Raw genomic sequence first — 24,461 nt, forward strand, 5'->3', positions numbered from 1 at the left:
TGAATTTTAATTCAGTATTAAGGTTTAAAGTAAGACTTTGCTGATTACACAAAGTCTATTTTTTAGTGCTGATTACAGGGATTCCACTCCCTTGTAATAACACCTTGCAATAAGTTTTAGCATATCTTTTGCCCACTTTTCACTTTGATAGTGCCTTGCTATTTCAAGAAGCCCCTCTGTAAAATTACTGGCTAAAATATGGGCAAGCATTGGATCATATTCCTCTTTCGATTGTCTTTTTAAACTTACTTCAATATGAACCTCCATTTGTGATATGAGTTTTTGTTTTGCTTCTGTATGTTTCGTTCCTGAGCTTTTATCCATTAAAATAATTAACTTCTTACGCTCTTTTAAAAGTTCATGAATATAATTTTCTCCAACTTCATCAAACCTTTCAGAAGCAGAACCTTTTTCCAAAGATTCTTCCTCATTAAAAGCTGACTCGAAGTTTATATAAACAGAACTTACTACTGCATCAAACAAAACTTCCTTGTTTTTGAAATAGGTATAAATTAGTGCCACAGGAATATCTGCTTCTTTTGCAATTTCTGTTAATTTGGCACCTCTATAATCCTTTTTATAAAATACTTTTTCTGCTGCTTCGAGTATTCTATTTCTAACTTCTTCTTTTAATACCTGTGCCATAGCACACCTCTTTCTCCTATAATACTGAATCTATATTTAATAATAAATTAAAATTCAATATTTATCAAGATGCCTATTGAAAATTTATGGACACTAAAAAAATAATAGCGATGATAGTATAATCGGCACTATAAAATCACTCGGGGTCGGGGCGACCCTCCGAAATTTCTAGGGGTCAAATTTTGACCTCTTTTTTTACAACTCGGGGATACCCTCCAAATTCACTCGGGGTCTCAGCTAATAAAAAACTCCTATGTTAGAATTCAAGTTGGAAAAAGATTGAATAATAACGATAGGAGGCGCCATATGGCTATAAATGATTTTATCATATCCACACTCAATGTTAGTGACGATATGATTTTTTCGATTGATACACATAAATCATCTGATAAATTACACATCTTAATAAAACTGAATGATACTCACCCTACCTGTCCCTGTTGTGGAGGTCATTCAAAAATAAAGAATTATTCTTCATACAGCTATAACCACCTTGACGTTGCAGGGATTCCATCCATCATTGATTGGACAAGAAGACGCTATGTCTGTAAAGAATGTGGGAAGTCCTTCTCTGAGCCAAGTCCATTTGGTCCAGAGAACTTCCATCAGTCATACGCAGTACTCAATGCGATTGCCTTGGATCTACATAATGTTCGTATGACTTACAAGGATATTGCACATAAATACCACGTATCCAACACGATTATACAAGTATATGCCGATAGTTTCATCCGTGCACCTAGATTAACACTTCCTGAGAACCTTGGTATCGATGAGATATCTTCTTCCATGGCGAAATATGGTGGTTCATATTTGTGCGTATTCGTAGACAACAATAATAGGACATTAAACGAGATACTTTAAACCGTTCGAAAGTAACGCTGTCGAAACACTTTGAAATGATTCCACAATCGGAGAGAGACAAGGTAAAGTACGTTACGATCGATATGTGGGAACCTTATAGGGATGTCTGTAAAAAGTACCTGAGACATTGCGAAATAGCGGTAGACCCTTTCCATGTCATCAAACACCTTACGGAGTGCTTTAGATACATACGTGTAGGAATCATGAAACAGTGTGTTTATGATAGTCCCAGTTACTATTTGTTGAAGACCTGGCATAAGTTATTAGAAACTGATTCATTCGACCTCGATAACGAGCCAAGATATAATTCAAAATTTCGTCAGAAGATGAATTATAGGGACCTTTTCAACATGTTGTTGGAGATAAGTCCTGATTTAAAGCTTGCGTATGAATTAAAGGAGCTATATAGAGACTTCAATAAACGCTGCTCTCTTGAAGAAGCTAGTATGAAACTTGATTATCTGATTGAGCTATTTGAACACTCAGACTTAGACTGCTATAAGGAATTCATATCTCTACTGAAGCACTGGAAACCAGAAATTATAAACAGCTTCAGAAGGCCTTATGACGATAGACGACAATCTAATGCTCTAGCTGAAAACATCAATCAGAAACTTCGATTACTGATTGACGTGTCCAATGGATATACAAACCTAGAACGTTTCCGTGCACGTGCACTATACTGCCTAAAAGACAAACTATTCTATTGCTTGACCACATGTTTATATTCCAGAAAACGAGAGCACAAAAAACGTGGCACATATACCAAACAAATAGTCGATACATTAAACAAATAAAATCAAACCATACTTCAATCTTTTCTAAAAAAGGATATCTTAGTCACCAGCTATGATGACATAGATATCCTTATTTTGTATATGATTGACCCACGACTGATTTCGTTGCGCATTTTAGTCAAACCCACTACTGATTTCGCTTAAGCATTCTTTTATTGCATATATTGCGACAACAGATAATGGAATCGACATTATTGCAAAAGCAGCTGGCCACCCTGATAGGGATACAGATACACTACTTCTCTTTGCTAATTCCGATGCTCAGTATGTCAAATTATCTGCGTATGTATTATACATATTTTACCTCACTCTCATATAATAACCATTTTTCAATATAATCGTACCACCATTTACTGCTCCGCCTAGAGAACCTGCAGCCTTTTTCGTTGGATAAATTTGATTAGAATATAGCGAAATCAATGCCGTATACGCGTCAGCTATACTCAATGTATTACCAACGCTTTTAAATACTTGTAATATCATTTTGGTTAACCTCCTTTATTATCATCAATATTTTACTAATCGCATCCATGGCTTCTTCATCAGACCTTTCAAGCAATTTTGCGAACTTTGAAACAGCCTCCAGTCTATCTTCCATACGGAATTTATTTTCAGACGCATCAGGTGCTGCAATTTCTGTATAGCTCAATAAGCGTTTTCCTACAAGATAATCATCATATCTACCATTACATTGCTTAAGTAAATATGCAGCAACACCTTTTAAATGAGGGCCTATTGCAAATGTGCCCACAATTTCTTTTGGAATTTTGACTTCTACTACCACCTTATCGTCACCATAAACCATCGGGGTCTGTATCTGCACACCGTATCTCGAATAAAGATTCAACGATGCACTCCTGACGCCTTCTCTTATATCATGAATGGCATCAATGGCTTTTATTGTCGAATCAGCAAATTCGATTTGTATATTCTTAGAAATAAGCATTCTTATCACCTCTTTTTAGTAATCTTTATTATCAGTGTCTATAATAATTATACTATCTCTCAATTCAAATATCAATACCTTCTATTACTGAAACTTGTAATATTTTTATTAATGAGCTTTTTTCACAAAAACCCTCTCGGCTATAATAACCGAGAGGGTTTATATGAGTTATTTATGTCATTTTCTGTATCCGGTACACATGATATCTTCACCAGTTATTTCACATCCTACCTCATCTACAAATTGGTCTAATGCATTATTAATGAATTCATGTAACAACCAGTTCTGTTTTGACTTCATGTATTTGCTAAATAATTTCGGATTATATCTGACCAATTCACTTATCCAATGAAACACAGCAAAAATCAATACAGTCGATGGCATATTTGCTAAGTTGTCATTACCTGAAACTTCTTTTTTTATGTACCATAATTTTGTCTCACCAAATATGTAAAAAAGATAGCCTCTAGTCTTTTCGTGATATTTATTTAGTGCTTTTTTACGCTCCTCAATTAGCTTGTGAATATCCCAATTGAATCTTTTTTTCATTCTTATAACATATTTATCATCAACACCTAGGTCTCTCTCAAACTTCGATGGCAAGTTCTTAAGAGCCTTAGCATTTGCATACCTTCCAGAAACTTCGAATTTAATCCATGCTTCCTTAGAGTTGTCTTTTTTTACGAACACAGGCTTGCTGATAGGAACAAATATCTCCGGTTTGGAAAAAGTAATGCAATATGCTCTATGAACACATGGAATATTATAAAGTAATTCCGCCATTGTGTAATGGCCTGTGACTATATTATGTCCGTAATATATTGACAGCTCAGGTAAAACTCCAGCGCCTTTTATCGATGTACAAGCCTCTTTTATATTTGTCTTATTAGTATCATCTCTAACAGACGATATTCCATGGTTTTTTAATCTACTATCATCAACACCTTTATATCGCAATAAGGCCTTAGCTGCATTTAAAATACAATAATATGATGTTAATGGTCGTGCGTTATCTGGAAGTTCCTGTGACGCTAAATAAAAACTATGCGCCTGTTCCCAATAAAATAAGGCATCACTTGCTCCAGATATTGATTGACGCTTCAAAAACAAAGCTACATATTCCCAACATGAATCCGTTAGTATTGTTCTACTGCCATATTTAGGTCTATTCACTGATTTCATCAATTCACACGATTTGTTATTGATGCATATATCTTTGAACATTTCTGTCTTCACCTCCCGACATCTATTCCACTGCCCGAAAATGCCTTTACTATCGAGTTGCCAGTTTTCAGCTCTTGCTCAAAAATGCCCGACATCTAATCCACTAACTCAATTTACGTTATCTAATCCGAGGTCACAACCTGACACACATTTTCGCAGTAGATATGTTTCCATATAAAATAACCGAGCCTTTTCAGAGGTCAGACCTTACCTCATAACTACCGAAAAAGCTGGAAATACGCCGCATTCTGGTTCTTATTTATCTTTCCTTGACATCAATACCACGACCTCCGCATGCCTAGTATGGCAAAAGCAATCAAACACCATCCCCTTCTCAAACCCATACCTCTGCCTTTTAAAGCTTTCCAGATCCCTAGCAAGTGTCTCCGGATTACAGGACACATATACTACCTTCTTTGGCTTAAGTCTACCGACCGCAGCTATAAACTCCTCTGTAGAGCCTGTTCTTGGGGGATCAAGGATTACCACATCTATTTTTTCACCGGCTGCTGCCAGATCATTTATAAATGCGGTTGCATCTGCATTATAGAACTTCACATTCTTTATATTGTTTATCTTGGCATTGGTAATGGCATCTTTGTGGGCATCCTTATTAAGTTCTACAGATATTACTTCCTTTACGGACTTTGAAGCTATAAGCCCGATAGTGCCTATTCCCGAGTAGGCATCAAGTAATACTTCATCACCCTCCAAACCGGCATACTCTATAGCCTGAGAATACAGCTTTTCAGTTTGGTCTCGATTTACCTGATAGAATGACTTCGGTGAAATTTTGAATGTAAGCCCACATAGTTCATCTGTGATATAGCCCTTACCATACATCACTATTTCCCTGTCACCAAGTACCATGCTGGTATTTTTATTATTCACATTCTGCACTATGGTAGTTATCTCGGGGTGCTCTCCTCTCAGTACCTTTATAAAGGCATTCTTATTTGGGAATATTACATTTGAGGTCACCAAAACCACCATGATCTGACCGCTTTTCTTTCCTACACGAATCAGTACATGGCGCAAAAATCCGTAGCCGCTGTCTTCGTCATATGCCTTTATTTTAAATGAAACACACATTTTCTTGATGGTCTGTATAATACTGCTTGCCTTCTCATCTTCAATAAGGCAGTTTTTTGTATCCACCACTCTATGTGAGTTCTTTTCGTAAGTTCCTGCAATGATTTTCTTGTTTTCAAAGCCGAAGACCGCACTTACTTTGTTCCTATAATGATAGGGATTGCTCATGGAGACAATCCCGTCAAATTTGCCATATTTTTTTATCAATGAATTTGCTGTGTCAAGTTTCTCCTTGACATGCTTATTATATGAACTGTTTATATAATCGCAGCCGCCACATTTTTTGGCGACTGCGCATTTTAGCTCCTTAGAAGCTTTTATATTTCTTTTGTTAATTCCTTCAGCCATGCTTTCTCTTCTTCACTAAGTCCATAGGATATAGCCTCGTAGACTTCTCTCTGATATTTGTTATAAAATTCAATATCCTTCTTTGTCATCACTTCCACTAAGAGCGGCTCGCTGTCAATAGGTGCCATGGTAAGACTCTCAAATCCGAGGAAACCTTCCTGCTTTTCCACTACATTCATCAAAATTTCCATTCTGATACCATGCTTACCGCTTATATATACTCCCGGCTCATCACTCATTATCATACCAGGCTCAAACTCAAGATTTCTGAATAAATCTTTGTTTATCTTGTTTCTTATAGATGTTGGTGCCTCATGTACAGTATTTACAAAGCCAACACCATGTCCGGTGCCATGATTGTAGTCAAGCCCGTAATCCCAAAGTGCTTCTCTTGCCTTTATATCAAGGCATGCACCTATAGCACCTCTTCTAAATGTAGTATTTAAAAGTCTTAGCATACCGATGGTTACCAAGGTATAGTGGAGCTTCTCTTCATAGGTGTTTTCTCCAAGAGAAATTGTTCTTGTTACATCGGTAGTGCCGTCCTTATATGTAGCACCTGAGTCAAATAGGTATAATCCCTTTGACTCCATCTGCTTTGCTGTCTCATACTCCGCTTCATAATGAACGATTGCACCGTTTTCTGCATAACCTGAGATAGTAGGGAAGCTTAAATCAAGGAAGAGTTCATCCCCTCTTCTTAAATTATCCAGAATATCTGATGCGGTCTTTTCTGTAAACTTTGCCCCCTCTTTCATCTGTTTTTTTATCCGGTACATATACTTAGCCATATATACACCGTCTCTGATATGAGATTTCTTCATATTTGAAACTTCAACATCATTCTTGATATTTTTCAGATAGGTTACAGGGCTTAATACACTGTAAAGTTTATTCGCATTTTCTTTTTTGCTTATAGAAATAAATGTCTTGTAGCTTACATCCGCCTCATCAAACATTATCTGCTTATTTTTAATATCAGCAACATTTTCATCAAAGCTGTCATATGGCTTTATGTCTATACTGTTCTCAGCCAGATATTTTCTCACTTCCTCACTAAGCGCCTCTTCTTGAATAAATAATGTTGCCTTATCTGTTTCAAGGATAAAATAAGATAAAAATAAAGGATTACATTTTATATCAAAGGCTCTAAGATTTGTTAGCCATGCAATATCTGAAAGTGAAGATACTATCAAAAGATCCCTTCCTTTCATTCTCTCTCTTACTTCACTTATCTTTTTTGCCGCTGATTTTCCTGCATACTTTTCTTCTAAAATAAAGACTTTTGTATGAGGTCTTTTCGGTCTGTCAGTCCAAACTTCATCAGTGAGTTCTTTTCCGATAGCAAGCTTTACACCGTTTTTTACGACCTTTCCTGCAATGACCTTTCCTTCGGAAAAACTTAGAAGTGAACCGTTAAATCCAAGTACTTCATCTTTTTTCATCTTCTCTTCCAAAAGTTCATCAAGACCTGGTACTCCCGGCTCTCCCATTTTCATAAGAGTTATACCGCTATCTTTAAGCTCATTTTCCGCCTGTAAAAAATATCTTCCGTCTGTCCAAAGAAAGGCCTCTTCCTTCATTACAAGAAGTGTACCCGCACTTCCGGTAAATCCGCTAAGAAACCTTCTGCATTTATCATATTCTGTAGGATATTCACTTTGATGTGCATCAGAAGAAGGGGATATCCATGCGTCTATCCCCTCTCTTTGCATTACTCTTCTTAAATCAACAATCGTCTGTTTCATAATGCTCCTTTTGTAACAGCCCTGCCAAAAGCCGCCATATATCTGTATGAGAATTCCAAACCGATATCTGCCCATGGCAAACTGTTACGCCTAATATATTAAATATTTATAAATCCGAATTTTTTTAATGCGTTAAAAACTCCATCATCAGCTATATTATCTGTGACATAGTCTGCATATTGTTTTAATTCCTCTATGGAATTGCCCATGGCTACACCAAGTCCCGATTCCTCCAAGATTTCCTTATCATTCATAGAATCTCCGAATGAAACCGTATCTTTTAAATCGACACCGAAGTAATTACACAGGCGTTTTAGTCCTTCCGCCTTGCTTGCAACCTTTTCTACAACATCAGCTCCGAACATTCCGGCAAAGAGCGGTAGTTTCAAAGTGGGAAATTTCTTTTCTATATCCTTTGCACCTTCAACCGGTCCTATATAAGTCAATGTTCTTATAGGAAGGTCAAACAATTCTTCAGCCGGATAAAACTTTCTAAAGTGCTGTCCCCATCTTTTAATATCATATGCATCAATTATATGTGGATTAAAAAAATAATCCTTATCTTCAAGAGTAAGCCCTATAGAGCATTCCTTGCCCTCTACATATTTTGCCAGACCTCTTAAAACATCCTTATCAAAGAAATGTTCAAAGATTTTTTCTTCTCCCACCTTTACCAATGTTCCGTTTAATCCAATCATAGCATCAGGATTTACTATATCAACGAATTGCCTGCTGTCGCTGTTTTCAGGATTTCTACCTGTAGCAAGGACTATGATATGCCCCTGCTCTCTTAAGCTTTCTATAGCTGAAAGAGCGGAGGGAGTGATCTTATAATCTTTATGATCAAGCAATGTCATATCAATATCAAAACTGAAAATTTTTTTATTTTGCATTATCCAACCTTAATTTACTCAAATGCCAAATATCTCTTACATATTCTTCTATGGTTCTGTCAGATGAGAACTTACCTACATTTGCAGTCTGTGTAAGCGCCATCCTTGCCCATCTCTTTTGGTCTCTGTAAGCCTTATCCACCTCATCATGAGCCGCCGCATAACTTCTAAAGTCTTTAAGAATAAAGTATGTATCCGCTCTGTCATTCCCCTGCTTCTTTAAAAGTGAATCATAGATTTCTCTAAACTCCTCAGTATTATTCGGAGAATAGAATCCGTTTACAAGCTGCATAAGCACTGTTCTGATCTCACTGTCACTGTTAAATATAGTCATCGGATCATATTCATTATTCTTCTCGTATGCAATTACCTCATCTGAAGAAAGTCCGAAGATAAATGCGTTTTCATGACCTACTTCTTCAACTATCTCAACATTTGCACCGTCCATAGTTCCTATGGTAGGCGCACCGTTAAGCATAAATTTCATATTTCCCGTACCTGAAGCCTCTTTACTTGCCGTGGAAATCTGCTCGCTGACATCAGCCGCCGCAAAGATGATTTCAGCACTTGAAACCTTGTAATCCTCTATAAAGACCACTTTAATCTTTCCATTTATGCTCCTATCATTATTGATAACATCCGCAACAGAGTTTATAAGCTTGATAGTCTGCTTTGCTCTTTTGTATCCTGCCGCAGCCTTGGCACCGAATATAAATGTTCTTGGATACATATCAAAGTTGTCATCATTCTTAAGCTTATTATAAAGATACATTACATGCAAAATATTCAAAAGCTGACGCTTATACTCATGCAATCTCTTAACCTGTACATCAAAGATGGAATTAGGATCTATGTCTATACCGTTATGCTCCTTGATATACTTAACAAGTCTAAGTTTATTCTGATATTTGATATCCATAAACTCATTAAGAGCATTATCATCATCCAGATAATTCTTAAGGCCTGAAAGAAGCGGCAAATCTGTAATAAACTTATCTGTTCCAAGCTTCTTTGTAATCCAATCGGTCAAGAGCGGATTGGCATGATCAAGGAATCTTCTTTGAGTGATACCGTTTGTCTTATTATTAAATTTCTCAGGCATCATCTCATAAAAATCTTTCAGCTCCTGATTCTTTAAGATCTCCGTATGAAGTCTTGCCACACCGTTTACAGAAAATCCTGCCGCAATAGCCATATATGCCATTCGTACCTGACCGTTATAAAGTATTGCCATATTTTTTTCTTTTTCTGCGTAGTTTGCCGGGTATTTTGACTTTATCTGCTCAACAAATCTTCTGTTTATCTCATCCACAATTTGATAAACTCGAGGCAATAATGACTTGAACAAATCAATAGGCCACTTCTCAAGTGCCTCCGCCATAATAGTATGATTTGTATATGCCATACAACTTGTTGTGATTGCCCATGCATCATCCCAGCTTAGACCTTCCTCATCAAGTAAAAGTCTCATAAGCTCAGGTATAGCCACTGTAGGATGAGTATCATTTAACTGGAATACCACCTTCTTTGGAAGATCATGTATATCACTGTGATTTTCTTTAAACTTATCAAGAGCTCTTTGAAGGCTTGCAGAAATAAAGAAATACTGTTGCTTTAATCTGAGTTCCTTACCTGCATAATGATTATCATTTGGATAAAGCACCTCTACCAATGTCTTTGCAAGATTTTCCTGCTCAAGTGCTTTTTGATAATCACCTCTGTCAAACTGCTCAAGGCTGAAGTTTGTAATAGCCTCCGCATCCCAGATACGAAGTGAATTCACCATTCCGTTCTCATATCCAAGTACAGGCATATCATAAGGAATCGCTTTTACAGAACCGTAGTTTTCATGTATAAACTTCTCCTTGCCGTCCACATTCTCAACTCTGACATTTCCGCCGAATTTAACTATATATGAATATTCACTTCTCTTTACCTCAAAAGGATATCCGTTCTTAATCCAATCATCAGGAACTTCCCTTTGATATCCGTTCTCTATCTTCTGCTTAAACATACCATAATGATATCTTATACCACAACCGTATGCCGGATAGTTAAGTGTTGCAAGCGAATCAAGAAAACATGCCGCCAGTCTTCCAAGACCGCCGTTTCCAAGTGCCGGATCGCTCTCCTGATCCTCTATATCGGAAAGATCAAAACCAAGCTCCTCCATAACCTCTGCCACTTCTTTTCTTGCACCAAGGTTTATTATATTATTGCCTAGTGCCCTGCCTATCAAAAACTCCATTGACAAATAGTATAAAATCTTTGCATCCTGAGCATCATAAGCCTTATGTGTAGCTATCCATTCATCTATAATAGTATCTTTTATGGCATAGGAAAGAGCATAAAAAACCTGCTCCTTACTTGCCTCATCTATAGTCTTTCTGTATAAAACCTTTACATTATCTTCTATAGCCTTTTTTAATTCCTTAGCGTTCATCATTGTAAGCTCATTTAACCTTTCTTACTCACTCCAAGGGATGTGTTTTCTCCGTTCAAGTTCCAATCTTTAGTGTATCCCTCTACATTGTTATAAATAATCTCATCTGCCAATGTGTCATTCTTTATAATATCTTCGTTTTTCTTTATGATATCTGCAATTTTATCATTTCCGCTTTGAGAGAGTAAGATATGGTCAACAACCTCAAACCCGGCTTCCTTTCTCATAGTCTGAATTTTTGAAATAAGTTCTCTTACAAAGCCCTCTTCAATAAGTGCCTCATCAAGTCTTATATCAAGTACAACCGTGGTCTTATTATCACCTTCTGTAACAAAATCATCATTCTTTGCACTCTCAATAAGTAAATCTTCTCTCGCCAGACTTACCTTTTCACCGTCAAAGTCAAACTCCAGACTTCCTGTTTCATTTAAAGAATTCATAGCTGCATGACCTTCAAGTGAGCTTAGCGCTTCCTTTATTTTACCTAAAAGCTTACCGTATTTCGGTCCTACCGTCTTTAACTGCGGTTTGAATATGTAGCTTACAAACTCCTCTACATCATCCTTAAACTCTACAGACTTGACATTAAGCTCGTCCTCAATGATTTCCACATAGAAAGGATCCAGTACATTTTCAGCCTTGACATACATATTCCCGATAGGCTGACGATTCTTTATATTTGCCGAGTTTCTTGCGGCTCTTCCAAGTACCACTATATCAAGAACTTCATCCATGCTTACTTCAAGCTCTTTATCTATAAACTCCTCATTAACGGCAGGGAAGTCTGTTAAATGTATACTCTCAGGAGCATTTTTATCCACACTTCTTACAAGATTTTGATAAATCTCCTCAGTCATAAAAGGTATCATAGGTGCGGCAATCTTTGAAAGAGTAATAAGTGCTGTATATAGAGTCATATAAGCATTTATCTTATCCTGCTCCATACCCTTTGCCCAGAATCTCTCTCTACATCTTCTGACATACCAGTTACTCATATCATCAGTAAAACTCTGTAATGCTCTTGCAGTCTCTGTTATCTTATAATTGCTCAAATATTCATCCACTGTTTTAACCAATGTATTAAGCTTTGATAAAAGCCATTTATCCATTACGCTAAGCTTGTCATAATCAAGGCTGTACTTTGTCGGATCAAAATTATCAATATCCGCATACAGTACATAGAAGGCATAGGTATTCCAAAGTGTACCGAGGAACTTTCTCTGTCCTTCCTCAACAGCCTTGTCATGGAATCTGTTTGGCAACCATGGTGCCGAGTTTACATAGAAATACCATCTGATTGCATCTGCACCGAACTTATTAAGTGCATCCATCGGATCTACGGCATTTCCCTTTGACTTACTCATCTTTTGACCGTCTTCATCCTGTACATGTCCCATTACAATAACATTCTTATACGGTGCTTTGTTAAATATCAATGTAGATATTGCAAGCAGTGAGTAAAACCATCCTCTTGTCTGGTCTACCGCCTCTGAGATAAAGTCAGCAGGGAACTGTGCCTCAAACTTTTCATGATTTTCAAAAGGATAATGATGTTGTGCAAAAGGCATAGAACCTGAATCAAACCATGCATCAAGCACTTCAGGTGTTCTTCTCATCTCCTTACCGCATTCCGGGCAGGTAATGGTCACTTCATCAATATATGGTCTGTGAAGTTCTATATTGTCAGGACAGTTCTTTGACATTGACTTTAACTCTTCAACACTTCCGATACTGTGCATATGTCCGCAGTCACAAATCCATACATTAAGCGGTGTTCCCCAGTATCTGTTTCTTGACACCGCCCAGTCCTGAATATTTTCAAGCCAATCACCGAAACGTCCCTTACCTATACTCTCAGGAATCCAGTTAATTGTATTATTATTTCTTATTATATCTTTCTTTACCGCAGTCATCTTGATATACCATGACTCTCTTGCATAGTAGATAAGCGGTGTATTACATCTCCAACAATGTGGATAGCTATGTTCAAATACAGGTGCATCAAAGAGCTTTCCGTTTTCATCAAGATCTTTTAGTACCAACTTATCGGCATCCTTTACAAACACGCCTTCCCACTTGGTTTCCTTTGTAAGATTACCCTGTGCATCTACAAGCTGAACAAATGGAAGATCGTAATTTCTACCTATTCTTGAGTCATCCTCACCGAATGCAGGTGCGATATGTACTATACCTGTACCGTCTGTAAGAGTTACATAGTTATCACATACTACAAACCATGCCTTGCTCTTTACATTAAGGCCACCCCATAGCGGCTCATACTCAATTCCCTCAAGATCCTTACCCTTATAAGTTTCAAGTACTGTATAGTCCTCTTTTAAAACAGTTTCAACCAATGCATTTGCAAGAATGTATGTATAATCTCCCTGCTTTACCTTTACATAATCTTCCTCCGGGTTTACACAAAGAGCCACATTGCTTGGCAATGTCCAAGGTGTTGTAGTCCATGCAAGGAAGTATACATTCTCATCCTTTTTCTTAAATCTTACAATGGCTGATCTTTCCTTAACATCCTTATACCCTTGAGCCACCTCATGGCTTGAAAGCGGTGTTCCGCATCTTGGACAGTATGGTACAACCTTAAATCCCTTATAAAGAAGTCCCTTATCCCATATCTGCTTTAGAGCCCACCACTCCGACTCTATATATGAATCATGATATGTAACATATGGATCATTCATATCAGCCCAGAAACCTATTACATCTGAGAATTCCTCCCACATGCCCTTATATTTCCAAACCGATTCTTTACATTTCTCAATAAAAGGAGCAACACCGTAACCCTCTATCTGCTCCTTACCGTTTATTCCAAGTTCTTTTTCAACTTCTATCTCTACCGGAAGGCCGTGGGTATCCCAGCCTGCTTTTCTTGGAACCTTATAGCCCTTCATAGTTCTGTATCTTGGAATCATATCCTTAATAACTCTGGTTAGGGCATGTCCTATATGTGGCTTTCCGTTAGCTGTCGGCGGTCCGTCATAAAACATATATGTGGGAGCATCTTTTCTATCTTCGATACTCTTTTCAAAAATATGGTTTTCACGCCAAAACTTTTCAACTTCTCTTTCTCTCTCTACAAATTTCAGATCTGTAGGCACTTTCTTATACATAAAAATCCTTTCTTTGTAAGATAGATTATAAAAAAGCTTGCCCTGTAACAGGACAAGCAAAACTTATAAACCACCTTTACAACATACTATCATATGTGTTCCTATAACGGGGAAACCGGCATATCCTACTGTTAATTCAGACTGCAACTCAGGAGTGATTTTCATCTGTAACTCCGTACCGGTCTTACACCATCACCGGCTCGCTGAAACTTCTGTCAGGGACTACTCTCTCCATCCTTGTTTTTATTTTATAACTAGGGATATTATAATCACTTGTATATATTATGTCAATGCCGGAAGGGACAAATCACAATCACAATCCATATACGGATTTATGTCTAATCCATTTATAAAGACAATGATATATCCGGTAGTTATATCTCCCATTCCATTTTTACTGAATAATAAACAGAAATTTTTGTATAAATTCTTTGTTTTTGTAACCTAAATTTTTTATAAACATATATACTTTGTTTTTTATTTATTATTTCCTTTCTTTATATTTTTTTTATATTTTTTCCATATTATAGACATAATTATTTTTTATATTATAAGAGCATTAGCAATGGCTAATGCAGGTTTCAGAATTACTGGAACTACAAAGCTTTTTCATACTCATACCGGACAGTTTAACTGTCCGGCCCCCCTAAAAATATTTAACCACCTTTTCCCGGGTGGTTTTTTTGTATTTGAAATACCAAAGAATTTTATTTTATTATAAGGAATGCATCAAAATTCTGAAAGCATTTTCATTATTATTTGAGGGCAATAAAAAAAGAGGGGTTTACATACGTAAGCTCCTCTTTTTTTATTATCATGCGATCATCGATAATTTACCATCAACAACTTGTATAACTTTAGTTGGGCATTTTGCAGCGCACTTTCCGCAATTTATACATTTGGAATAGTCTATAAGTGCCACATTTCCATTCATATGAATTGCATCATCCTCACATGCCTTTACGCAGAGTGTACATGCAATGCAGCCTACCTCACATACTTCCTTAACAGCCTTACCCTTATCCTGAGAATTACATTGTACAAATGTAAATGTATCATAAGGAACAAGGTCGATAAGCTTCTTAGGACAGGCTTCCACACATTTTCCACAAGCCACACATTTTTCTCTATCTACCAATGCAATACCGTCCACTATATGAATAGAATCAAACTCACATACCTTTACACAGGAGCCAAATCCCATACATCCATAGCTACATGCCTTACCTCCCTGACCGGGTACATTCATAGCCGAATTGCAATCCGTGATACCGAAATATGTAAAGTTTTGCTTGGTTTTATCACAGGTCCCTTTACATTTTACAAATGCTACCTCCTTTGTAGCTTCACCTGCACTTACACCCATAATCTCACCGATAATAGCCGCTACAGGCGGTCCGCCTACAGGGCATTTGTTTACAGCAGCCTCACCTGCCGCAATAGCTTTTGCAAGTCCGTCACATCCCGGATATCCGCATCCTCCGCAATTATTACCCGGCAATGCTTCTCTGACAGCTATTTCCTTTTCATCAACTTCCACTTTAAACTTCTCGCTTGCAACCCCCAGTAGGAGACCGATAAGAATACCGACTATACCAACTACTGCTGCCGCAATAATTACACCATTCATCTTCTTTCCTCCTAAATAAGACCTGAGAATCCGGTAAAGGCGATTGCCATAAGACCTGCTGTAATCAAAACAATCGGCATTCCCGATACTGTATGAGGTATATCATTATTCTCTATTTTTTCTCTTACACCTGAAAGTAATACTATTGCCAAAGCAAAGCCTCCGGCAGTACCTATACCATATACCAAACTCTGTAAAAAACTATGTTCCTTGGCAACATTATCAAGAGCCACTCCAAGAACCGCACAGTTTGTAGTAATAAGAGGAAGATAAACTCCGAGAGCCTCGTAGAGGGACGGCATATTTTTCTTTAAAACCATCTCAACAAACTGTACCAATGCCGCTATTACCAAAATAAAAACAATGGTCTGTAAATATTCCAGCTTTAAAGGTACCAAAATATGTGCATATATAAGGCTTGCCGCCATACTTGACAGGGTGATAACGAATATAACCGCAGCACCCATACCTACAGAGGTTTCAGTCTTTTTTGATACACCGAGAAAAGGACAAAGTCCCAAAAATCTACTGAGCACTACATTGTTTACAAGTGCAGCACTAATCAAAAGTAAAATCAGTTTAGCCATTATTTATCCTCCCCCGAATTTTTTATTTCTTCTTTTATTTCTTCTTTTACATTAGTATTTCCCGAACATGCAGAGCAACTTCCGCAGCCTGACTCTGATAATTTGGAAGTATTTGTAGCACTCGGTGCTTTAAAATAGTTTTGTAATGCCGACAATAATGCCAGTACAAAGAATGCACCGGGGGCAAGTACAAATATAGAAATCCTGTAAGCCTCAGGTATAGCAACTATACCGTTCGGATACTTATCAATCGGCAATACGCCCTTTAAAATTGTTCCACCGCCCAAAAGTTCTCTTACAAAACCTATGCAAGACAGTGCAAGTGTAAATCCGATTCCCATTCCAAGACCGTCAAAAAATGAAGGTATAGGTGAATTCTTTGAAGCATAGCTCTCTGCTCTACCTAAGATAATACAGTTAACAACTATCAATGGAATATATATACCGAGAGATTTATAGATTTCCGGAGTATATCCCTGCATCAAAAGCTGTACTACTGTAACAAGTGATGCAACTATAACTATAAATGCCGGTATTCTCACTCTATCCGGTATTATATTTCTCATTGCTGAAATAATTAAATTTGAAAACATCAAAACGGCAGTTGTAGAAAGTCCCATACCTATTGCATTAGATACAGATGTTGTAACGGCGAGTGTAGGACACATACCCAACATTAGAACAAAGGTAGGATTTTCTTTTATTACACCATTGTAAAAACGCTCAAAACTTTTGCTCATATCTCCTCCTTATTCCAATATTGAATTAAAGTAAAGTGCCGCATTCACAGCATTTGTAACGGCAGTACTTGTAATAGTGGAGCCGCTTATCGCACTGATTTCATTCTCAGCAGTCGCATCACCCTTTACAAGTTTAAACTCCTGTGTATTTTTACCTGCATACTGACCGTAAAAATCACTCTCACCTGCCCTCATACCAAGTCCCGGTGTTTCTTCCAAAGTAAGGAAAGTTATTCCCACCACCGTACCGTCTGATTTGATACCTACCGATATCTGAACCGTACCGTTATATCCGTCTTTAGAGGTTGAAGTGATAACTCTTCCTATATCATTTCCCGACTCATCCTTTGCAGTAACCACTTCATCAATATTTGAATGTCCAAAGCCTCTGCCTGCAATATCCTGTGCAGTCTCTGCTATCTTTGCGGTATTTGCCTCATTCTCCTCAAAATCCTTTGCCTCAGGGAAAACCACGGCATATGCCTCATTCTTTGCCGCTTTTGCCGCGGCTGCTATAGGCTCCTTGGTTACATCATATACAAAACCAAGTACAAGTCCCGAAATAAGGGTTATAGCAAATAAGATGATTGCATCTTTTACAAATCCTGATTGTTTTTTCATGCCTTCTTTGCCTCCCTTCCAAATGCCTTAGGTAGTGTAGATTTCTCAATCAAAGGTGCAACTATATTTCCGATAATAATGGCATAGGAAACACCCTCTGCATTACCTCCGAATAATCTGAATAAACCTGTAAGTATTCCTATAAATATCGCAAAATATATCTGCCCTTTTTTTGTAACAGGGGATGATACATAATCGGTTGCCATAAAGAATGCACCGAAGATAAGACCACCGCTTATAATATGATATAAAACGGTTGTGGGATTGTGATCTCCGAAGATGAATACAAATACAGCCACTGTAGCAATATATACAAGAGGTATTCTAAGAGATATAACCTTTCTTACCACAAGATACAGAGCTCCTATAAGTAAGGCAATGGTTGAAACCTCTCCTATAGTTCCCGGGATTCTTCCAAGGAAAATATTTAGCATATTATATTTTTCCATTGCATTTTCTATACCGATTGCCTTTAAAGATGCAAGAGGTGTAGCTGTAGATGATGAATCATAGTTCATTGCAACGGAGCTGAAATTTGTCATAGCACCTGCAAATGATATAAGCAGGAAGCATCTGGCAGCAAGTGCCGGATTCATAAAGTTTTGTCCAAGTCCACCATATAATTGTTTTACAACAATTATTGCAAATACTCCGCCAAGTATCGGCATCCATACAGGAATCTGCGGCGGCATATTAAGCGCCAATATAAGACCTGTAACTACAGCGGAAAAATCTCCAATAGTTATAGGTTTTTTCATAAGTTTTTCATACAAATATTCAGCAAGTACACATGCAATAACTGTACCTATAACAACTATAAGTGCGGATAATCCGAATTGAAAACACCCGAAAGCCAATGTAGGAATCATTGCTATACAAACATCCTTCATAATATTTGCTGTGGATGAATTATCCCTCACATGAGGAGATGATGAAACATTAAAATTCCCTGTCATTATTTCACCTCCTTCTTTGCGGCTTCGGCTCTTCTCTTTGCAGCCACAGCCTGACGCATATATTTAAAGCCTTGAGTAAGCGGTCTTTTTGCCGGACATACATATGCACATGAACCGCATTCAACACATTCCATACCGTTTAATTTTTCAAAACCTTCAGTATCATCATTTAATGCCTTCTCCATCATAAGTACAGGTACAAGGTAGCTTGGACATACATCTATACATCTTCCGCATTTGATACATGGTGTTTCGGGATTCTCTTCCACCTCATCATGTAAAAAGGTGGTTATGGATGATGAAGCCTTTGTAACAGGTATATCAAGTGTAAATAATGCCTGTCCCATCATAGGCCCTCCCGAAAGTATTTTTCTCGGTTCTTCCTTAAATCCTCCTGCAGCCTCTATAAGCTCCTGATAATTAGTTCCCGTTCTTACATTAAAGTTTTGAGGTGTGGTAATAGCATCACCTGTAACTGTAAGTATCCTTCTTATAAGAGGTGTTGACTCCGCTACTGCATTATAAATTGAGACAACAGTATCCACATTATCCACAATACATCCCACATCAGCCGGCAAAAGACTTGAATTGAGCTTTCTTCCGGTGCATGCATAAATAAGAGAACGCTCTCCACCCTGTGGATATTTTGTATATAATTCCACGACTTCAATCTTTGGCTCATTTTGTGCAAAAGCCTTTAGCTTTTCTATAGCTTTCGGTTTATTGTTTTCGATTCCTATAATTCCTGTTGCATTCGGGAAAAGTTGCAATATGATTTTTAAACCTTCTATAATTTTTTTAGGTTCTTCCATCATAAGTCTGTAATCGCTTGTAAGATACGGCTCACATTCCGCACCGTTTACAATTATATAATTTATTTCGTCTTCATTCTTTGGAGAAATCTTTACATGGGTGGGGAAACCCGCACCTCCAAGTCCTACTATACCCGCATCTTTTACGATCTTTCTGATCTTATCTTTAGAAAGCCTTATATAATCCCTTTTTTCACCGAAGCCTTCTATCGCATTGTATTCTTTATTATCCTCGATAATAATAGAATTTACCATTGAACCGTTTGCAACCCTTCTTGGCTCAATCTTCTTAACCTTTCCAGACACTGAGCTTATTACATTTGCCGATATAAATCCTCCCGCCTCTGCAATTATTTGTCCGACCAGTACCTCATCCCCAACAGCCACCAAAGGCTTTGCAGGTGCACCAATATGCTGGCTTAATGGGAACACCATCTCAACCCCTTTTGGTTGCAGAACTGTTATAGGATGCTCCATTGAAAGTTCCTTACCTTCATATGGATGTACACCACCAATAAATGTAGCTAATCCCATATTTTTCTCCTCTTCTTTTCAGGTAAATAAATGTAAGAAATACTGCAGTATTTTGCGTTCAAATGTCAATTTCATTGTCAAATTTCAGATTATTCTAAAGCAAAACATAATCTATTAACGCACAAATAAACTAAGAAACCAAATCTATTCTTAGTCTTTTGGTATACTGCCGTTTTAAGCATCTTTTCACCATTATTTTCCTTTATTATACCATATTTGTACAAACTTATAGATGATTTTTGAAAATTTATATTGCATTTTTTTGAATACATAATCTTTCCGGTATAGAAAAAAATAATTATTACAAATATTTCTTAATATAAATCTCTATATCTCTGATTTAATATGTTACCTTTAGTCTATATTTTTACACAGAAAATTTCAATCTAAATAAAAATAATATAGCAAAAATATTTTTTTGAAAAATAAAAAAGATCTGTCATACCTTTGTTGATAAGCATAACAGATCTGAAAACTATTTACATTTTATTCGGTGCTTCTATTCCAAGCAGATCTATACCCGTCTTCCGTCGAAGTACTATGAAAGTTCCGACGTTTTAAATTTCTAATAAACTATTTGATTTTGTGCAATTCTTTTAAAGCCTTTATTTTAAAGGCTTTTCTGACATAAAAAATATTTGAAAAAATTTGAAAAAATTTTTAGAGTATGTTATAATCATAGTACTTCATAGTACTTTGCTTTTAGAGGTGTTTATGGCTTATTTTTTGAGAAAAGAAAAGAAGAAAAAAGGTACTTATCTTCAGATGTATGAATCATTTTGGGATAAGAATAAAAAGCAACCAAGAACAAAAAATGTAAAATCTTTTGGTTATGTTGAGGATTTGATTTCAGGTGAGATTCCGGATCCTGTTAAATTTTACAGTGACTATGTAAAAGAGCAAAACGAGAATAGAACAAAAGTTCTTTCTGAAGAATCCCGTCCTCGTGCATTTTCCACCCCTGTTGAACTTAATATAGGACACTTCTTGCTCTACTCATTAATTGATGAGCTTGATGTTAAAGAAACTATTGATATAATTGCTTCTCAAATGCGTTTTCAGTTCTCTGTATTTGACTTAATTACTCAACTTATTTATGCAAGGGTTATATCACCATGCTCTAAGTCAAAGACAGCCTCTCATGTCTTTCCATTCCTTTATGGCAGCTCAACAATCTCTGAAGACCAAGTATATGACGGTTGTTCTTTCATAGGAGAGTCTTATAAAAAGTACATTGATTTATTTAATCACTCTTATGAAAGCTATTCTAAAAGGGATCTAAGCAATGTATTTTTTGATTGCACTAATTATTACTTTGAAATTGATATCCCTAGTGATGACAAGCAAAAGGGACCTTCAAAAGAGAATAGGCACTCCCCGATAATAGGGCAAGCTTTACTTTTAGATGCTAATCTCGTACCTGTCTCCATGCAAATGTATCCAGGAAATGAATCGGAAAAGCCATATATTAGAAAAGTTATTGAAGAAATGAAGCAACGACACAACGTATCAGGCAAGACGATTCAGGTGGCTGATAAAGGACTTAATTGTGCACGAAATATTTATGCTGCAGTTAAAGAAGCTAATGATGGCTATATATTTTCAAAATCAATACATGGTAAGAATCTAAGTGAAAAGGAAAAGAAATGGGTTCTACTTGAGAATGATACAAATGTCTTTTCTAATTACACTGATGAAAGAGATAATATATCTTTTCGTCTTAAATCCTGTATTGACAGCTTTGATTACAGTTTTAAAGAGATTGATCCGGAAACAGGAAAAGAGAGTGTTACAAGGTTCTCTATAAAAGAAAAGCGTATCGTCTCTTATAATCCTAACCTTGCAAAGAAACAAAAGCTTGAAATAATGAAAATGGTCGATAAAGCTTCAAAGTTTTCTACATACAAAAATATCGCTAAAGATGAACTTGGAGATTGTGCTAAATATGTAGACATCATAACGAAAGATAGTGCAGGCAAGAAAATAAAGCCTATAATAGATTTAAATAAATCTAAGATTGATGAAGATCTTAAATATGCAGGATATAATCTTTTAGTGACATCCGAGATAGATATGGAGCCATTACAGGTATATAAAACATACCATAGCCTATGGAAAATCGAGGAATCTTTTAGACTTACAAAATCATACCTGGATGCCAGGCCTGTTTATTTACAGAAAAAAGAAACAATCTATGGGCATTTTTTGATATGCTACCTTAGCTTGTTTCTTTTAAGAGTATTAGAAATCAAGTGCTTCAAAAATAAAATAAACTCTTATGACTTGATTAACTTTATGCGTGATTTTAGGGTGGTAAATAAAGGTGATAATACATATATCAATATATCAAGAGACCAGGCCGTTAACGAAAAGGTTAAAAAATTGGTTGGCTTTAGTAACCTTGATGCCCTCTATTTAACCAAAGCTGAAGTCGACAATTTCTTTCAAAACTGCATGCTCTTGGATACCTAGAGTACTAGGTTTTGAGAGAAACGACGGAAGTCAGGTAATATAGCAAAAATATTTTTTTGAAAAATAAAAAAGATCTGTCATACCTTTGTTGATAAGCATAACAGATCTGAAAACTATTTACATTTTATTCGGTGCTTCTATTCCAAGCAGATCTATAGCCGCTTCAAGCAGCTCCTTTGTAAGAAGTATGGTTGCAAGGTATCCCTTCTTTTTTGTTTCATCACTCTCAGAGAGTATTTTTATTTCATGATAGAAAGAATTAAATGTATTTGAAACCGAATATATAAATTGGCATATTTTATGCGGAGCAAGCTCAGTCCATGCCTCCCTCATAATCTCATTATATCCCGCAAGTTCCATATACAGCTTTTTATGAATATCCTCTTTTGGAACGGTCAAATCATTCAGACTTACCTTCTCACTGCCGCTCTCATAATATTTTTCAAGAATAGACTTTATTCTAACTATTGTATAAAGAATATAAGGTCCTGTATTTCCTTCAAAGGAAGTAAATCTGTCAATATCAAATATATAATCCTTAGCCGCCTGATTGCTGAGATCCGCATATTTTATAGCTGCAAGACCTACAATCTTTGCGGTATTTCTTGCCTCCTCATCAGATATATCTCTTGATTCCTTTATCTTTGCAAATACCGCATCCTCGATATCCTTAATCACGGTTTCAAGACGAACCACTCCACCGTCTCTGGTCTTTAAAGGTTTTCCGTCTTTTCCGTTAATCGTACCGAAACCTATATATTTAAGCTCATGATTATCGGGAACTATACCTGCAATTCTTGATACTCTGAAAAACTGTGTATAGTGAAGTTCCTGTCTTTTATCCGCAATATAAATATATTCATCAGGAGAATAAAGCTTCTCTCTTTCAACCAAAGTTCCAAGATCTGATGTGGCGTAGAGTGCCGCACCGTCTGATTTTCTTATAATACATGGGGGTAATTCCTTTTTATCACCCTCCATAGCTATATCTACAACCAAAGCTCCCTCTGAAACTCCGGCTATTTTTCTATCCTCAAGGTCTTTTATCAGATCCGGAATATAAGGATCGGCATCCGACTCGCCCTTCCAAAGATCAAAGTCTACAAGTAATGAACTGTAATTTTTCTTTAAATCCTCTACAGATACATTCATTATATGTTGCCATATCTCTCTATAAGGTCTATATCCACTTTGAAGTGCCAAAGTGGCTTCCTGTGCTCTTTGCTTAAATCCCTCATCCGTCTTTGACTTTTTTGATGCCGCCGGATATATTTCTTCCAAATCATTCAATGTAAATGGTGGCTCTTTTGGGAATTCGCCATCATAATTTTCCTTAAAATATACAAGCTCAGGCTTTCTTTCTCTAAGCTCTTCTATTATAAGCCCCATCTGTAAACCCCAGTCACCCAGATGCACATCGGCTATTACTTCATTTCCGAAAAATCTTCCCATCCTCTTTAGGCTCTCACCTATAATAGCTGAACGCAAATGACCTATATGCAGAGGTTTTGCCACATTTGCACCGCCATAGTCGATTATTATTTTCTTTGAAGGATTATCAAGCTCAATTCCATACTTCGATGCGGCTGACATATCTTTCATATATTTTTCAATAAAGGCATTGCTGATATTTATATTGATAAATCCCGGCATAATAGCCTCGATTTTTTCAAAACTGTCATTATCCTTTAGTATTTCCACCACTTCATTTGCTATATCAATAGGCTTTTTCTTATATTCCTTAGCCGCTGCCATAGCTCCATTGCACTGATATTCGCAAAGGTCCGGTCTGTTTGATATATTGACCTTTCCGTATTTTTCATCATATGACAATTTCACAAAGGCGGACTTTAATTCATCTGAAATCAATTCTATAATTGTCTTCATATATCTCCACTCTGTATATTGATTTTGTCCTGCAAACATTATCTTATCACTTGCCTGACAATATAAAAACAGCTAAATCTTTATTCAATAAGAT

The 24,461-nt window shown here is 36.7% G+C and carries 19 protein-coding genes; 3 read left to right on the top strand and 16 right to left on the bottom strand.

Annotation, left to right across the window (positions count from 1 at the left end; translation table 11 throughout):
* Positions 1–72: 72 nt before the first annotated feature.
* Positions 73–645, bottom strand: a complete 573-nt coding sequence (locus tag J4O15_RS08880; protein ID WP_009218351.1) for a TetR/AcrR family transcriptional regulator — start codon at positions 643–645, stop codon at positions 73–75.
* 306 nt (positions 646–951) lie between these two features.
* On the opposite strand from J4O15_RS08880, the gene J4O15_RS08885 reads away from it, so the two are divergent.
* Together J4O15_RS08885 and J4O15_RS16550 are read left to right on the top strand one after the other, a co-directional pair.
* Entirely contained in the window at positions 952–1,509 is a 558-nt protein-coding gene (locus J4O15_RS08885; protein WP_009218350.1) for a transposase family protein, read from the top strand.
* The gene (locus J4O15_RS16550) at positions 1,491–2,306 is read left to right on the top strand and encodes an ISL3 family transposase (RefSeq protein ID WP_442911600.1); all 816 of its coding nucleotides are present in this window, start codon (positions 1,491–1,493) and stop codon (positions 2,304–2,306) included. The genes J4O15_RS08885 and J4O15_RS16550 overlap by 19 nt, the downstream gene beginning before the upstream one ends.
* Before the next feature lie 300 nt (positions 2,307–2,606).
* Here the strand turns inward: J4O15_RS16550 and J4O15_RS08895 are convergent, their stop codons facing one another.
* From J4O15_RS08895 to rsxC, 14 genes are all read right to left on the bottom strand, one after another.
* Positions 2,607–2,789, bottom strand: a complete 183-nt coding sequence (locus tag J4O15_RS08895; protein WP_009218347.1) for a hypothetical protein — start codon at positions 2,787–2,789, stop codon at positions 2,607–2,609.
* Positions 2,770–3,252, bottom strand: a complete 483-nt coding sequence (locus J4O15_RS08900) for a hypothetical protein (protein ID WP_009218346.1) — start codon at positions 3,250–3,252, stop codon at positions 2,770–2,772. Before J4O15_RS08900 ends, J4O15_RS08895 begins: the two co-directional genes overlap by 20 nt.
* A gap of 177 nt (positions 3,253–3,429) precedes the next feature.
* Entirely contained in the window at positions 3,430–4,476 is a 1,047-nt protein-coding gene (locus J4O15_RS08905) for a YaaC family protein (RefSeq protein WP_009218345.1), read from the bottom strand.
* A 255-nt stretch (positions 4,477–4,731) separates the two neighbouring features.
* Positions 4,732–5,916 carry a 23S rRNA (uracil(1939)-C(5))-methyltransferase RlmD gene (gene rlmD / locus J4O15_RS08910; protein ID WP_208100506.1) on the bottom strand — a complete coding sequence of 395 codons (1,185 nt, stop codon included), beginning with the start codon at positions 5,914–5,916 and terminating at the stop codon, positions 4,732–4,734.
* A complete protein-coding gene (locus tag J4O15_RS08915; RefSeq protein ID WP_208100507.1) occupies positions 5,886–7,664 on the bottom strand; it encodes an aminopeptidase P family protein in 1,779 nt (592 codons plus the stop codon). Before J4O15_RS08915 ends, rlmD begins: the two co-directional genes overlap by 31 nt.
* 98 nt (positions 7,665–7,762) lie before the next feature.
* On the bottom strand, positions 7,763–8,557 hold the full coding sequence (locus J4O15_RS08920) for an HAD family hydrolase (protein ID WP_208100508.1): 795 nt from the start codon (positions 8,555–8,557) through the stop codon (positions 7,763–7,765).
* Positions 8,547–11,003: a glycogen/starch/alpha-glucan phosphorylase gene (locus J4O15_RS08925; RefSeq protein ID WP_208100509.1), complete on the bottom strand. Its 2,457-nt coding sequence runs from the start codon at positions 11,001–11,003 to the stop codon at positions 8,547–8,549. The genes J4O15_RS08920 and J4O15_RS08925 overlap by 11 nt, the downstream gene beginning before the upstream one ends.
* 11 nt (positions 11,004–11,014) lie before the next feature.
* On the bottom strand, positions 11,015–14,128 hold the full coding sequence (gene ileS / locus J4O15_RS08930) for an isoleucine--tRNA ligase (RefSeq protein WP_208100510.1): 3,114 nt from the start codon (positions 14,126–14,128) through the stop codon (positions 11,015–11,017).
* 814 nt (positions 14,129–14,942) lie between these two features.
* A complete protein-coding gene (locus J4O15_RS08935) occupies positions 14,943–15,758 on the bottom strand; it encodes an RnfABCDGE type electron transport complex subunit B (RefSeq protein WP_009218338.1) in 816 nt (271 codons plus the stop codon).
* A gap of 11 nt (positions 15,759–15,769) precedes the next feature.
* Positions 15,770–16,345 carry an electron transport complex subunit RsxA gene (rsxA, locus tag J4O15_RS08940; RefSeq protein WP_208100511.1) on the bottom strand — a complete coding sequence of 192 codons (576 nt, stop codon included), beginning with the start codon at positions 16,343–16,345 and terminating at the stop codon, positions 15,770–15,772.
* Positions 16,345–17,085, bottom strand: coding sequence for an electron transport complex subunit RsxE (gene rsxE, locus J4O15_RS08945; protein WP_208100512.1), 741 nt, complete (start codon positions 17,083–17,085; stop codon positions 16,345–16,347). Before rsxE ends, rsxA begins: the two co-directional genes overlap by 1 nt.
* A 9-nt stretch (positions 17,086–17,094) precedes the next feature.
* On the bottom strand, positions 17,095–17,706 hold the full coding sequence (locus J4O15_RS08950) for an RnfABCDGE type electron transport complex subunit G (RefSeq protein ID WP_208100513.1): 612 nt from the start codon (positions 17,704–17,706) through the stop codon (positions 17,095–17,097).
* Positions 17,703–18,662: an RnfABCDGE type electron transport complex subunit D gene (locus J4O15_RS08955; protein WP_009218334.1), complete on the bottom strand. Its 960-nt coding sequence runs from the start codon at positions 18,660–18,662 to the stop codon at positions 17,703–17,705. The genes J4O15_RS08950 and J4O15_RS08955 overlap by 4 nt, the downstream gene beginning before the upstream one ends.
* Positions 18,662–20,008 (bottom strand): electron transport complex subunit RsxC, encoded by a 1,347-nt coding sequence (rsxC, locus tag J4O15_RS08960; protein WP_208100514.1) that lies wholly within the window; start codon positions 20,006–20,008, stop codon positions 18,662–18,664. The genes J4O15_RS08955 and rsxC overlap by 1 nt, the downstream gene beginning before the upstream one ends.
* Positions 20,009–20,722: 714 nt before the next feature.
* On the opposite strand from rsxC, the gene J4O15_RS08965 reads away from it, so the two are divergent.
* Entirely contained in the window at positions 20,723–22,480 is a 1,758-nt protein-coding gene (locus tag J4O15_RS08965; RefSeq protein ID WP_208100312.1) for an IS1634 family transposase, read from the top strand.
* 117 nt (positions 22,481–22,597) lie between these two features.
* Here J4O15_RS08965 and argS read toward each other — a convergent pair whose 3' ends face one another.
* Positions 22,598–24,367 carry an arginine--tRNA ligase gene (gene argS, locus J4O15_RS08970; protein WP_208100515.1) on the bottom strand — a complete coding sequence of 590 codons (1,770 nt, stop codon included), beginning with the start codon at positions 24,365–24,367 and terminating at the stop codon, positions 22,598–22,600.
* Positions 24,368–24,461: the final 94 nt, after the last annotated feature.

The organism is Lachnoanaerobaculum sp. Marseille-Q4761 (genome assembly GCF_017565785.1).
Classification (GTDB): domain Bacteria; phylum Bacillota; class Clostridia; order Lachnospirales; family Lachnospiraceae; genus Lachnoanaerobaculum.

Coding starts and splice junctions, on each gene's coding strand:
- J4O15_RS08900 (WP_009218346.1), bottom strand. CDS start 3,252: ATGCTTATTTCTAAGAATATACAAATCGAATTTGCTGATTCGACAATA.
- J4O15_RS08915 (WP_208100507.1), bottom strand. CDS start 7,664: ATGAAACAGACGATTGTTGATTTAAGAAGAGTAATGCAAAGAGAGGGG.
- rlmD (WP_208100506.1), bottom strand. CDS start 5,916: ATGGCTGAAGGAATTAACAAAAGAAATATAAAAGCTTCTAAGGAGCTA.
- argS (WP_208100515.1), bottom strand. CDS start 24,367: ATGAAGACAATTATAGAATTGATTTCAGATGAATTAAAGTCCGCCTTT.
- J4O15_RS08920 (WP_208100508.1), bottom strand. CDS start 8,557: ATGCAAAATAAAAAAATTTTCAGTTTTGATATTGATATGACATTGCTT.
- rsxA (WP_208100511.1), bottom strand. CDS start 16,345: ATGGCTAAACTGATTTTACTTTTGATTAGTGCTGCACTTGTAAACAAT.
- rsxC (WP_208100514.1), bottom strand. CDS start 20,008: ATGGGATTAGCTACATTTATTGGTGGTGTACATCCATATGAAGGTAAG.
- J4O15_RS08880 (WP_009218351.1), bottom strand. CDS start 645: ATGGCACAGGTATTAAAAGAAGAAGTTAGAAATAGAATACTCGAAGCA.
- J4O15_RS08935 (WP_009218338.1), bottom strand. CDS start 15,758: ATGAATGGTGTAATTATTGCGGCAGCAGTAGTTGGTATAGTCGGTATT.
- J4O15_RS08885 (WP_009218350.1), top strand. CDS start 952: ATGGCTATAAATGATTTTATCATATCCACACTCAATGTTAGTGACGAT.
- J4O15_RS08895 (WP_009218347.1), bottom strand. CDS start 2,789: ATGATATTACAAGTATTTAAAAGCGTTGGTAATACATTGAGTATAGCT.
- J4O15_RS08905 (WP_009218345.1), bottom strand. CDS start 4,476: ATGTTCAAAGATATATGCATCAATAACAAATCGTGTGAATTGATGAAA.
- ileS (WP_208100510.1), bottom strand. CDS start 14,128: ATGTATAAGAAAGTGCCTACAGATCTGAAATTTGTAGAGAGAGAAAGA.
- rsxE (WP_208100512.1), bottom strand. CDS start 17,085: ATGAGCAAAAGTTTTGAGCGTTTTTACAATGGTGTAATAAAAGAAAAT.
- J4O15_RS08925 (WP_208100509.1), bottom strand. CDS start 11,003: ATGATGAACGCTAAGGAATTAAAAAAGGCTATAGAAGATAATGTAAAG.
- J4O15_RS08950 (WP_208100513.1), bottom strand. CDS start 17,706: ATGAAAAAACAATCAGGATTTGTAAAAGATGCAATCATCTTATTTGCT.
- J4O15_RS08955 (WP_009218334.1), bottom strand. CDS start 18,662: ATGACAGGGAATTTTAATGTTTCATCATCTCCTCATGTGAGGGATAAT.
- J4O15_RS08965 (WP_208100312.1), top strand. CDS start 20,723: ATGGCTTATTTTTTGAGAAAAGAAAAGAAGAAAAAAGGTACTTATCTT.